Annotated in this window: 19 protein-coding genes; 3 read left to right on the top strand and 16 right to left on the bottom strand. The window is 36.7% G+C overall.

From position 1 onward, the window contains the following. Positions 1-26: 26 nt before the first annotated feature. The 10 genes from RUMAL_RS18630 to RUMAL_RS18585 all read right to left on the bottom strand — a co-directional run bounded on the left by RUMAL_RS18630 (position 27) and on the right by RUMAL_RS18585 (position 5,571). On the bottom strand, positions 27-467 hold the full coding sequence (locus RUMAL_RS18630) for a single-stranded DNA-binding protein (protein ID WP_028504528.1): 441 nt from the start codon (positions 465-467) through the stop codon (positions 27-29). 204 nt (positions 468-671) lie between these two features. Then, positions 672-734, bottom strand: coding sequence for a hypothetical protein (locus RUMAL_RS23000; protein WP_154662934.1), 63 nt, complete (start codon positions 732-734; stop codon positions 672-674). Positions 735-736: 2 nt separating this feature from the next. Then, entirely contained in the window at positions 737-982 is a 246-nt protein-coding gene (locus tag RUMAL_RS18625) for a hypothetical protein (protein WP_013483649.1), read from the bottom strand. An 82-nt stretch (positions 983-1,064) separates the two neighbouring features. After that, positions 1,065-1,316: a DUF6465 family protein gene (locus tag RUMAL_RS18620; RefSeq protein WP_013483648.1), complete on the bottom strand. Its 252-nt coding sequence runs from the start codon at positions 1,314-1,316 to the stop codon at positions 1,065-1,067. A gap of 242 nt (positions 1,317-1,558) precedes the next feature. Next, complete coding sequence (gene tnpB, locus RUMAL_RS18615) at positions 1,559-2,677, bottom strand: IS200/IS605 family element RNA-guided endonuclease TnpB (protein WP_013483647.1); 1,119 nt, start codon at positions 2,675-2,677, stop codon at positions 1,559-1,561. A 374-nt stretch (positions 2,678-3,051) separates the two neighbouring features. Next, positions 3,052-3,387: a hypothetical protein gene (locus tag RUMAL_RS18610; protein WP_013483646.1), complete on the bottom strand. Its 336-nt coding sequence runs from the start codon at positions 3,385-3,387 to the stop codon at positions 3,052-3,054. Positions 3,388-3,745: 358 nt separating this feature from the next. Continuing rightward, positions 3,746-4,372 (bottom strand): hypothetical protein, encoded by a 627-nt coding sequence (locus RUMAL_RS18600; RefSeq protein ID WP_013483645.1) that lies wholly within the window; start codon positions 4,370-4,372, stop codon positions 3,746-3,748. Positions 4,373-4,389: 17 nt separating this feature from the next. Further along, a complete protein-coding gene (locus tag RUMAL_RS18595; RefSeq protein WP_013483644.1) occupies positions 4,390-4,785 on the bottom strand; it encodes a hypothetical protein in 396 nt (131 codons plus the stop codon). Between the two features lie 10 nt (positions 4,786-4,795). Then, positions 4,796-5,164: a type II toxin-antitoxin system PemK/MazF family toxin gene (locus RUMAL_RS18590; protein ID WP_013483643.1), complete on the bottom strand. Its 369-nt coding sequence runs from the start codon at positions 5,162-5,164 to the stop codon at positions 4,796-4,798. Between the two features lie 140 nt (positions 5,165-5,304). After that, positions 5,305-5,571 (bottom strand): hypothetical protein, encoded by a 267-nt coding sequence (locus RUMAL_RS18585; RefSeq protein ID WP_013483642.1) that lies wholly within the window; start codon positions 5,569-5,571, stop codon positions 5,305-5,307. Positions 5,572-6,065: 494 nt separating this feature from the next. Here RUMAL_RS18585 and dnaG point away from each other — a divergent pair, with 494 nt between their 5' ends. Beyond that, positions 6,066-7,235: a DNA primase gene (dnaG, locus tag RUMAL_RS18580; protein WP_013483641.1), complete on the top strand. Its 1,170-nt coding sequence runs from the start codon at positions 6,066-6,068 to the stop codon at positions 7,233-7,235. Between the two features lie 44 nt (positions 7,236-7,279). Here the strand turns inward: dnaG and RUMAL_RS18575 are convergent, their stop codons facing one another. The 6 genes from RUMAL_RS18575 to RUMAL_RS18550 form a co-directional block, all read right to left on the bottom strand. Further along, positions 7,280-8,233, bottom strand: a complete 954-nt coding sequence (locus RUMAL_RS18575; protein ID WP_013483640.1) for a DNA-methyltransferase — start codon at positions 8,231-8,233, stop codon at positions 7,280-7,282. 125 nt (positions 8,234-8,358) lie between these two features. Then, entirely contained in the window at positions 8,359-8,883 is a 525-nt protein-coding gene (locus RUMAL_RS18570) for a hypothetical protein (RefSeq protein ID WP_037305308.1), read from the bottom strand. Between the two features lie 227 nt (positions 8,884-9,110). Beyond that, entirely contained in the window at positions 9,111-9,629 is a 519-nt protein-coding gene (locus RUMAL_RS18565) for a hypothetical protein (protein ID WP_013483638.1), read from the bottom strand. A 3-nt stretch (positions 9,630-9,632) separates the two neighbouring features. After that, entirely contained in the window at positions 9,633-9,962 is a 330-nt protein-coding gene (locus tag RUMAL_RS18560) for a YodL domain-containing protein (RefSeq protein WP_013483637.1), read from the bottom strand. Positions 9,963-10,005: 43 nt separating this feature from the next. Beyond that, complete coding sequence (locus RUMAL_RS18555; RefSeq protein WP_013483636.1) at positions 10,006-10,308, bottom strand: hypothetical protein; 303 nt, start codon at positions 10,306-10,308, stop codon at positions 10,006-10,008. Positions 10,309-10,326: 18 nt separating this feature from the next. Next, positions 10,327-10,692, bottom strand: coding sequence for a hypothetical protein (locus tag RUMAL_RS18550; RefSeq protein WP_013483635.1), 366 nt, complete (start codon positions 10,690-10,692; stop codon positions 10,327-10,329). Positions 10,693-11,185: 493 nt separating this feature from the next. Between RUMAL_RS18550 and RUMAL_RS21055 the strand changes: the two genes are divergently transcribed. Then, the gene (locus RUMAL_RS21055) at positions 11,186-11,737 is read left to right on the top strand and encodes a hypothetical protein (RefSeq protein WP_013483634.1); all 552 of its coding nucleotides are present in this window, start codon (positions 11,186-11,188) and stop codon (positions 11,735-11,737) included. 18 nt (positions 11,738-11,755) lie between these two features. Then, positions 11,756-12,253 (top strand): hypothetical protein, encoded by a 498-nt coding sequence (locus tag RUMAL_RS18540; protein ID WP_013483633.1) that lies wholly within the window; start codon positions 11,756-11,758, stop codon positions 12,251-12,253. Positions 12,254-12,273: the final 20 nt, after the last annotated feature.

Below are 12,273 nucleotides of genomic sequence, written 5' to 3'. Positions count from 1 at the left end.
TGACAGCCCTTTTTTGTTGTGTTGGATCAGAATACGTCTCCGTCGTCAAAGTCTCCGTTGAAGCTATCGAACGAAGGGAAATCATCAGGTGCTTCGATTGGCGCATCAGAAACATAGTTGTTCTGAGGCTGAGTTGAGGCATCCTTCTTCGGCTCGCCGGTGAAGTTTACCTTTTCTGCCTGCAGACAGTAGATGATCCTGTTATTGCCGTCCTTATCCTTATAAGGATTTGATCTGAACGAACCAATTACATTGATCATTCTTCCCTTTCCGAAATACTTACCGATAAACTCGGCAGTCTTTCCGTAAGCCTGACAGGGTATGAAGTCTGTCATAGTTTCTCCAGACTTCGTTTTGTAGTCGCGGTCTACAGCAACAGTGAAGTTTACTGCAGCATTTCCGTCTCCTACCTGTCTCATTTCCAGATCCTTTGTGATTCTTCCCATAATTACGCAATTGTTCAGCATTATTACTTCCTCCTTAAGTTTTAGAGTTTGAAGTGTGATTGTAAGTTCGACAAGTGAATGGGGATCCAACATCAGAACTCCATATCATCAATATCGGTCTCGTTTATATTATATACGAAAATTCAAATCAATAAAAAACAGCATCCGAGATTTCGGATGCTGAAATATTACTGTATTTTTGTAACTGAACACCTAATGATACTTTCATCTTCTCTTTTTGCTTACAATCATCGCGCCGGCAGCTACAGCAGCAACTGCAAAGCTCATGCTTACTGCACCTGTATTAGGATTTGCGTTTTTATTGCTTGATTTTCTGTGGGAGTGTAATCTGTAGGTGCATCGTCGTTTACAGGTATGACTTCAGCAGGGTCTTCCTCTACGGGAACATCCTCTGAAGGAAGCTCATTAACAGACAGATCCTCGATAATGCCTGACTCTGCAGATGCAGACATTGCACCAAAAGCTGTTACCATTGTCATCGCGGCAAGTATTGTCATGATTCTTCTTGTTTTCATTTAAGGTTTCCTCCTTGTTTATGTTAAAGTGTTTTCCACTAATAGTGGAGCAGTAAATACATACATTATAATTACAGCAAATTTATTCGAAAATAACATCATTGGAAAGATCGTCCGCATTACTTAGCGCAACACTTCCTTTCACTTTTCCGCCATTACCTATAAAATAAGCCTTCCTGTCCTCTGCTTTGATGTAAAATGTAAGTTCATTCAGGCTATCCGGTGAATTCCCGGCATTTACCCAAGCTACTTTGACCGAATCCATAACATCTCTTATATTTACTTGAATATCACCAACCTCAAAAATAACCTTTGTTACTAATTTTTTTGCCATTAATAGCACTTCCCTTCCGTCTATGTTTAGACAATTATATTATATAAGAAAATTTAGTATTTTAAAAAAAATAAATGCCCTGAAAAACACAGAGCATTTTCAAGCTGATGTGACATCCTCCCCCGCCTAAAGAGGCGGGGGTTTCCCCTGACCTCAGCGAGTTCGGTTCTCGTTCGATAGTACTAATGCACTAAGCATAAGCGAGCTAACCCCGTGTGTCCCACGGTTTTTATGATTTAAGGCTACGCTAATGCTATTCGCATGCCTTCGTTTCTTATATTTATTGCTGCATTTACATCTCTGTCATGGTGAGTTCCGCATTCGGGACAATCCCATGCTCTTATAGCAAGGTTCTTTGTTTCCTTATTGATGTAACCACAGCACGAACAAGTCTGACTGCTCGCAAAGAATTTATCTATCTTTACAAGCCTTTTGCCTTGCTCTTCTAGTTTGTACTTCAGGAATGTTACAAACATTCCCCAGCCGTTATCTGAAACCGACTTGCCGAATTTAAGTGCCTGAGACATTGCTTGCATGTTAAGATCTTCTATACATACACAATCATAGGCATTGGCTATCTGTCTTGACTGTTTATGTAGAAAATCCTTTCGTTGATTTGCAACTTTCTCATGCATTTTAGCAACCTTGATACGTTGTTTGTCACGGTTTTTAGAGCCTTTCTGCATAAGAGAAAGTTTTCTTTGTTCTCTTTTTAGCTTTTTTTCAGCTCCTCTGTAGTATCCGGGGTAAGCCGGTTCATTGCCGTTGCTGTCTTTGTACAGCTCGTGCATCGAAAAGTCAAGCCCTAAGAAGTCATGCAGTTCCTGTTCCTGTACTTGGTTTTCGTACTCATACAGAATACTTGCATAGTATTTTCCGCTTGGAGTCTGACTAACTGTCACAGACTTGAGAACATATTCATCAGGAATGTTCCTGTGCTGCCTTAATTTTACTTGTCCGACTTTTGGTAATTTCAAATATCCGTTGGATACGGATATGTTACCATTGATACAAACAGTAGAATAGCTGTTCTTTTTACATTTTTTTGATTTGAACCTGGGAAATCCTGTTTTAGGCTGTTTATAGAAGTTCTGAAACGCTGTATCCAGGTGTCGAAGCGACTGCTGTAATGATACGCTGTCCACTTCCCGTAAGAATGAGTATTTCTCCATTTTCTTAAGTCCAGCCATTTCTTTGGCACAAGCGTTGTAACTTAAAGTTGTTTCATATTCTTTATACTGCTTGATTCTTTTGTATAACCAATAGTTATATACCAATCTCACACAGCCGAAGGTTTTGGCAAACAAAACCTTTTGCTCGTTATTTGGATATATTCTGAATTTAAATGCCTTGTTTGCCATAGTGTTCACTCCTTTTATGGCTTTATGTTCTTGATTTTAAATTCTTTAGTGTTGTAATAGTAGTATTATTTGATCTGTCTGACCTCCAGTTATTAATTATTATCTACAATATTATTATACAAGAAAATTAGTAATAATATAAACAGGGCTTCATCCCACAACTGAAATAACGTGTGTTCTCGCCCTGTTAAAAAAATCTCCCATTTTGTAAAGCAAGAATGTGCTTTATTATCCAAATCCACTGTATTTTAGCCACTCCATTTTATTCGACTGAATATTTTATGCTATGAGCGAAGTGAAAAGTTCAGTGAGTAAGAAACGCAATTCATCTCCCACCTAAGAGGTGGGAGTCTTCTTGCTGAAAGAGTATAAAGTTACATTTCTTTTTGCATTACGAAATCCACGTATTTATCTATATCTTTATCCGTAAGCATCAATAACTTTTTCCGATCCACAAAATAGAATTCTGTTTCTTTGTATTTCTTTGTTGTGTGATGCCACGATGAATATGAAAGAACACATAATTTTACTGCTTTGAGAGGAGTGTTTACTAATTTATTGATATCAAAGGCGTGTTCTTCCGGATCATAGATATCCAGTACCTTGTCTATTATTTCTGCCAGACTCCACTCGTTATAGGGCTTTGCTCCCTTTTCATAAGCTTCGACGGCATTATTGCTCATGTTTAATTTGTAATTATATCCTGCCATTAAGAATCCCTCTTTTTAAGTTATGTATTTATTGACATGCAAAATATTTTCTAATATATTCAGCCTGAGTGGAGTATGTCCTTTCGGAGACAAAACGACGATGCTTTCTATCATAGCATTCATCCCGTCTTTTCTCTGCTTCAGCTCTTATTTCATAAAGATGTTTTCTTTTGAAAGCATCTCTTTTCATCTTCTTATAGTTACTTCTTCTGTAAGAACCGGAACACTTAAACATACTTCAACACCCTTTCTTTATACATTTCATTATGAAGAAAGACTATTTTTCTTTCCATTAATATTTTAAAAGAAAATTTACTGCAATAAAAAAAGAGCCTCACGATGAGACTCTTTCCCAAAATTACAGATTTAGAACTGATGTGTTTACCTTGCAAAAATCGTTCTTAAGAAGAAGATTTACAAAAGAGCCCATATAACTCATTTTCATAAACGCTTGTTCATCTTTGGATAACGTTTTGCCTACTATAAGGCTATGGACCGATCTGCTATGATCAAACAGCATAAGGTCATAATATATTCCCTCGCAGTTGCCATAATCAACATCACACATAAATCGACATTTTTGAGCTATAGATTCGGGTATTACGTATTTATATTCACTGTAAATCTCTTTAAGGTTATATGATTCAGTAAAATACTCATCCGGTTCAAGTTTTGCTTGACCAACTCGGTACAAGATATCACTTACTATATTTTTAGGATGCCTGATACCTTCTTTCATACATCTGTGTTCGTCTACTCCTTTGTACACAGACACATAAATGCCATTTTCTTTTCTTCTTGAAAGGTATGAATAGATCATTTCTCTTAGTCTTTCATCTTTATCAGTCATTTCTTCACGGCTTGATGAGCTGTTTATTTTATCAGCGAATGCTTTAATTTTTTCGTCATTGAGTGCTTCATCAACATCCTCTGTATAAAGAGAATATTTGTAGGCAAGTAGTTCGTTAATTTTATTGATATTCATTGAAATGCTCCTTTTCTTTACTGATCGGTTTTTTCGATCTCAGTCTGCATAGCCGCGTCTATATAGTAGAATAACTCAGCAGCTACTTTAGACACTCCGTTTTGAATTAAATAATTCTTTGCGTCTTCGGGTGAATCGAATATCATCCTCTTATTTTCGCTGTTAAGCAAGTACTCGATTCCACCATTAACAGTTATTCCGTTTAAGGGTCTGCCTACCATAACGCCGCATTCATTTTCTTCCGACAGAGCTTCTATCATGTAGAAATCTTCATCACAGTGAAAGCATTGTCCAAAATAACCCGGGGTCTTTGTTATGTACAGCGGTCTTTTACATTTTGGACAATAATATTTTCCCTCAGCTGCATCCTGTCTTGAGATGAATCCACCTTTGTAAATTCCTCTTACCATCATTATTTCCTCCTTAATTCAGGCCTAATTGGATCTTTACTGTATTGCTTATTTGCTTCATGAAGTTATCATTAAGATCTCCAATATAGTATCTCAAGCGTTCTTTTGAAATAGTTCTTATACTTTCGGCAAGGATCACGCTGTCTTTATTAAGATTGGCTGTTCCTGCCTGTACTAAGAAGTGAGTGGGCTGATTCAGATCTTTGAATTTAGACGTAATAGGTACTACCGTTACAGTAGGAGAATACTTATTTCCCATATTATTCTGGATAATGATAACAGGTCTTACGCCTGCCATTTCAGAGCCTATTCCGTCACCGAGGTCAGCAAAATACACCTGCCCTCTCTTGATCAGTTTTCTGTATGTACTGCTTATATTCATTTTTATAACCTTTCTTTCTATAATTTTTAGGATATGAAATGCTCCAAATCATCAAATCATATCACTACTAAAATTATAATTGAAAATTCAGGCAAATAAAAACACCTTCCCGTATAATTCAGGAAGGCGTTTATTGTTGCTCAGTGTTTAAAAAATTCATCTGCATCTCCCGATAACAAAGTAAATCGAGCTGTATGCTCTTTTCCCTTATTATCAGAAAATGTTATGACAGAACCCATATCCTCTGATGAGTGCATTGCAGGTTCTATTGATGTTACGTTTGCTTTCTTATCCAGAAAGCGCTTGACATGAGCCTTTAAAAGACTCTTCATTGACTCGACATTACTGCCGAGCTCCAATATCGAAAATCTATCGTCTATTGTTTTAGTAAGAAATGTGACGTTCATATGTAAAATACTCCTTTCGGGAGCATGTACACAACAGCGCCGGGTACATGCTCCGTAAAAATTTGATAAATAATATGATAAGTGGTATATATTACACAGTGACAATGAGGTGAGAATCACTGTGAGAATAAGGAAGGAAATTGAAAAAGAGATTTGATAAGTGGTTCGATAAGTATATGTACATTCCTAAAAGGAAATTATAGAGTAGTAAGATATATGATAATGGCTTATTAATTTATTATAGCCTTGAAACGGTAGTTAATATCGATAGTTGGAGGGTTTAGAACATCGATATAGAGCAACAATTAATGATCTCCAGTTATCAATCGTTATCTCTGATTATATTGTAGAAGAAAATTCACTCAGATAAAAACAAGCTTTTTTTATTTTTTATCATTTATTATTTTCTGATATAATTTAATCGAAAGATAAAATTGAAAAATTGGAGCGAAAATTTGAAGGATCCACTCTTAAACAAAGGAGAAATGATATAAATGAAAAATAACAGTATTCTCAAAATAATTTCCGTAAAAACATCACTTAAGCACATCGGGAATGGGCTATATCGCGGAAAATGCCCTTTTTGCGGAGCTATACAGCTATACGTTTTTGAAAAAGAAAACTGCTATCATTGTTTTAACTGCGGCAAAAATGGAGATCAGGCGAGATTCATGAACGAAAATAAGATCCATTACAAAGATGCCGTTGGAAAGAAAAATCATGTGATACATACAAAACCTCGCGATTTAAAAACTTTTTATGAGTTGAATTACGAAGCTGCAAAATTCTTTTTTGAAAGGTTATTTTCAAAAAAGGAAAATGTATGCCTGGATTATCTTATAAATAAAAGAGGTCTTACAACAGAGACCATATGTAATTTCAGAATGGGTTATGCAGATGGAAATTTCACATCACTGAAAGAACATATGCTTGGATTAGGATACACGATCGAACAGCTTCTTCAAAGCTCACTGGTTACAGTATCCAAAAACGATGAGATCATTGATTTTTTTAATAACAGAGCTATATTCCCTTTTATAGATATAAACGGAAATATCATCGGATTTGGTGGCAGAAAACTAGATGGTGATAACAATTTTAAGTATCTAAATACCAAAAACACACCATGCTATACCAAAAACAACTTCTTGTTTTCTCTGAACTATGCCGTAAAAAACATAAGTAAAGGTGAAACACCGATATTATGTGAAGGTAATCTCGATGTGATATCAATGCATCAGGCAGGCTTCAGAACCGCTGTGGCGAGCTGTGGGACAGCTCTTACAACCAAACAGGCTTTATTGCTAAAGCGTTATTCAGACGAAATAATTATATGTTATGATAATGATGATGCCGGGATAGCGGCAACTGAAAAAGCAATAGACATACTTGAAAGTGTCGGATTTACAGTATACGTGATAAGCATACGGGATGCAAAAGATCCGGATGAGTTCATAAAAAAATTCGGAGCTAAACAATTCTATCAGCTGATAAGAAATGATTTAAAAAATTCCATCTTTTACAGAATAGAACAATTATCTCAAAAATACGATCTTACTGACCTAGATGCTCAATCATACTTTATAAAGGATGTAACAGAGTTATCGTTACGTAAAAATTATGATCCTGAAAAAGCTATCAAAGAAACTTTCAATTTCATATGATCCTTCAAGCTAAAAGAGGCTGTCGCTATGACAACCTCTTTCTTTTATGCTATAGCTGAAGAAGAAATCACTGAACAATCAGAAAGACCAAGTCTTTGAATTATTTTTTTGATGCATTCTTTGGATTTTTCGATGAGAACACACCCTCTTTTTTTATTTATGCAAGCCTCACCTACAACACCGGAGCCTGCAAATTGATCCAATACGATTTCCCCCTCGAAGGTAAGATAATCCAGGATCTGTTCAACAAGACCCATAGGTTTTTCTGCCTGATGGATCCTTGATTTCTTATCAGGCGGCTGAACATTAAAATTTGTAGGAAGCATACCGTTAGCTCCACTCATATAATGCTTTACCGTAGGATCAGCTTTATCCTTTTTGGCATCAGGTCTCATGCTGCGGGCTTTTCCAAGGCTGAAGATCATCATATCCTCCTGATTTTTTGCTTTTCTTCCTGTATTTCCTACAAAAGTCCCTTTAGTCCATGGGACCTTTGCATAATACTGGAATCCAGCAGCTTCAGCCATTTTTTTGATCTGATACAAATATTCGTAGTTTGATTCGTTTTCGGCAGGTATCATTTCCACAAGGAAGCAGCCATCCTTAAGAACGCGAGCCTTCTCCTTGAAGTCATCGGGTGTGTACCTGAATGTTTCATAATCTGCAAAACTTCTGTTTCCACCTTTGTTAGCCTTTTCGTCAGACCACGGATGATCTGTTATGATACAGTCGAATGAATCATTTGAAAAAACAGAAAGATCTCTTCCATCCCCTTCTATCAAAGCCACAGCCTCATCTTTTGATCCGGCAAAATAAATCCCTCTGCCTATTCTTTGAAACTCTTTTCCAAGATGTTCGTATATTCTGCCCCTTATAGTATCTTTTTTTTCTTCGGTAAATCTGTCGTATACGTCCTTTATGAAAAAGACTTTGCCTTTAAATGATGCGTTGATTCTCTCCCACAAATGCAGTGTTTTTACTACGTTGATATTATCCATAATTATCCTCCTCGTAATAGTTTGTTTGATCTCCAACTATCAGTGAATGTTCACTATTGTTATTTTACAAGAAAATATACGATAATAAAATCTCCCCACTTGTAAAACAAGAAGGGAGATAACGCTTAATCAGTCAGGACCGAATCAAGAAATTTAAGGAAAGACTCTTTTGTGCTGTGAAGGTCATCGTTATTTTCAAATACATGATCATAATTATATTTATTTACCTCATCATCAGCTCTGTTTCCGAAAACAAGATAATCCTTTTCGTTCCTGCTGACCAGAAGAGTGACAACAGTAATGCCGCATACACGATGTTTTACAGTTTCTTTGAAATGTTCTATCATTTCGGGTTCTCGAATATGAACGAACATGACCTTATATTCCGGTAAGCCAGCAAATTCTTCTGCTTTTTTCAGAATATACTCGTTGGCACCGTCGTTATAACGTGTTACAAGAGATTTCAGATCAGCAAGGAATTTTCTGTCTTCAAGAGTTTTACTTCCGTTCCATCCGATTATCTCAGCCATTTTCTTCATGGGATCAATGGATGACACGTTTAATGTTGGATACTTTTCCGAAGCAAAATTGCAAAGCGTATCTTTCCCACAGCCGCCTTTGCCATTTATTACAATTATAGTTTTATTCATCATATTTCTCCTTTCGGTAATAATTAACTTTATTGCATTTATCAGATTCGTATAGTTGATCATCTGTATTTTCCTATATATTTGCTATAAATACTCCTCCTGACTGTGTTAAAATCCAAGTTATCAATGATACACTCTATAACAATTATATCTGAAAATCCAAATAAATAAAAACTCCCCGTTTATTGAAAACAGGGAGAACATAATTACTTTTATAATTTTAGAGGTTACTCAAGAGCTCGTTCGATGTCTTTTTCGTGAAAAACTGATTTTGATGTGTAGTCTTCCAAAAAAGGATCTTCCCATTTATACAGTACAACATCTTTTTTGCCTACATTGGTATTTTTACGAAGATCTTCCCCCTGAGTTTCTGCCATAGCCAAATCTATTTCACCGCCACTTTGCGGTCTATAGCAGATCCCCACGGAAGGATTATCCAGATCTTTGCCTGCATAAGCCACAAGCTGCCCCGCAGGTGTATCTACAGTTATTTCAGGCTTTAACAACCCCCAATTCTCGATAGTTTCCATAAGTCTATCAGACAATTCATCGTAATCACTTCCGTAAATATTAGCACTTTCCTCTGGATCAAGATCTTCATCTTCGTCTCTTTCAGGATTAGGGATGATAACTCCTTTGCTATCAAGAAATTCTTCGAAGAAGTCGATAAGCTGACCTTTTAACTCAGCAAGCTGAGTTAATTTTTCATCTTCACTGCAAGTTCTTATATCTTTCGTATCATACATTATCTAGTTCTCCTTTTTGATAAGCTTAAAATCAATATTTATTCTCTTGAATCCAAAGGTATCAACATAGTACAGTCTTCCCTCAAGATCAATGACGTCAGAAACACTCATACTGCGTCCTTTGAAATCTTTCGGATGTCTGATATTGAATACGTTATACAGTTCGTTGAGCGCATAGCTGTCACTGCCAGATAAATCGGTTTTACCGGAATAAACCATGTCATAATCCTTTATTGACAGATCCGGCTTCTCTTTTTTTGCTGTTTCATAACATGAAAAAACAGCACCTCGTGTTTTATTTGAATATTTCATCTGAAAAATTTTATAGTTCATATTATCCTCCTGTTTCTCATAATCCAATATAATTATGGGAAGTTTATTTTACTGTATTATTACATTTACTTGTTTTTTTGAATTCTGAAATAACATCGCGAAGCATAAAGTTCCATGAATCATCATCTTCTAGTCTGCGTTCATATTCATCACAGATCTTATCGATATCATCTTCTGTTATTTCTGACTCGTTTATTTCTTCCAGCTTGGTTTTTACATCTTCGATATGGTACATTCTATCTACAGCCTGAGAAAGAGTAAGCGCATCGCTGTATGACAAGAACATTTTCGGTGTACCGGGCCTTTCAAGCATAAAACCTTCTTTATGTGTAGTAATTGTAATCATGTAATTTACTCCTCTTTATTATTTGTAAATTTCATCCAGCATTTTTTTGAGCTGTTTTTTATCATTATCTGAATCATAACGGACATCAGAAGGAATGTTTTTTGCAATATTAAGAAATTTTTGTTCGATTGTTATTGTGGGAATGTTTCCGTCAGCCAGCCACACCATTATATGATAATCATGACACTGAATTAGAACTCCATAATGATTCTCCATAGTATTGAATGAGATGCTTTCAATATTATCATCTGATAGATCATTATCTTCTATTGTTTTTAACGCAACTGCCTTAACAATACACTCTGGTGAATCTTCACTTTCCACATAGAAATCTACTACATCTTCTGCATCGTAGTTATCTGAAACGTAAATATGATACTTCATTGTATTTTTCCTCCTAGTCCTGCAAAACATTATTGTCACCGCTCCTCCAAATTGTCATCCAAAAGTGAACGTATCCTGTCAAGGACAGATACCGTATTTTGTCCATGAAAAAGCATCGAAAAAAACAAACTGACTGATCAGGCATTTGTATAACGCAAATGCCTGATTTTTCCTTTTTTGTCTCGCACTTTGCCCAACTTCGAACTTGTTTTTTGCCATTATGCTCAAATTTTATGTTATAAATTCAAATTATATTAATACAAACTTGACATAATAGTAAAATGATGATAAAATAAATACATGAATTGTATGTTAAATATCCAAAAAAGAGTTGAAAAATCCATGCGGAATCATTATTATCAGATAGATAGAGAGATCGACAGACATGGCATAACTACGCCCCTTTTCAAATTAATACTATACTGATAGAAGCGTACTCTTGGGGATAAGTGTTTTCAAAAAGGGTGCGCTTTTTAATAGGAGGTAGATCATTATGAATCAAAAACAAGGCATAACACTTACAAAAAAACAGCTGGTAATAGTAGCAGCGATAATCGTACTGCTGATAGCTGGAGGGATCGTGCTGGGGATAAATCTGAGCAGGAAAAACTCGGATAGAATTGGTGATACAAAACCCACACAGCAGGATACAACTTCAAAAGCTAATATTATCGAGCTTGACGAAAATGCAGGTGAATACACAGGCGAAAAGCCAAAGGACCAGGGTGGTGAGGAAGTCGGTATCAAGATACCCGGCTACCCCTCGATCACAATTGCTAAGGACACGGAAGATGTGCAGATGGCTCTGATGAACCCCGAAGGCAACCCCTGTTACTTCAAGTTTGAGCTTGTGCTGAAAGACAGCGGTGAAACGATCTTTGAATCGAAGTACGTCAAGCCCGGCGACTGCATTTATGACGTTCATCTGAACAAGCCCCTTGCGGAGGGTGAATATCCCGCAACAATAAAAATATCGACAATCGCACTCGATCAGGAAACACCGCTGAATGGTGCTAACGTTGAAACAGTGCTTATCGCAAAATAAATTCAAGGAGGACTACACATGAAACACACGAAAAGACTTTTAGCGGCTGTAATGGCTCTCACAATGGTATCTGCGATCGCCCCTATGTCGGCATTTGCTACGGATATCACACAGGATACTCCAGCACCAAAGGAAGGCACAATGAATGTCACCTACTCAGTTAATCCAACTTACACCGTAACAATCCCTGCAAGCGTGGAACTTGGTGGGACAGCAACACTTTCCACAAGCAATGTTAATCTCGCAACAGGAAAGAAAATTCTTGTCAAGCTGACAGCGGCAGCAAATACCGTAACAGGCACAAATTTCACAGTTAAGACAGCTGACGCTGCTACTGCTACTTATCAGGTCAAGAAGGGTGACACGGCTCTTGCACTCAATGATACTGCCTTTGAGTTTGCTTATGACGGCACAACTAAAACAGGTTCAGGCTCTCTGAGCTTTACAGAACCGACAGATGCGAAGTTTGCAGGCACATACACCGACCAGCTTACTTTCACTATTTCGGTAGAATAGCATTATCCTAAAATACTTTG

The sequence above is a fragment of the Ruminococcus albus 7 = DSM 20455 genome, assembly GCF_000179635.2.
GTDB classification, from domain to species: domain Bacteria; phylum Bacillota; class Clostridia; order Oscillospirales; family Ruminococcaceae; genus Hominimerdicola; species Hominimerdicola alba.
This window is presented reverse-complemented; position numbering and strand designations above follow the sequence as displayed.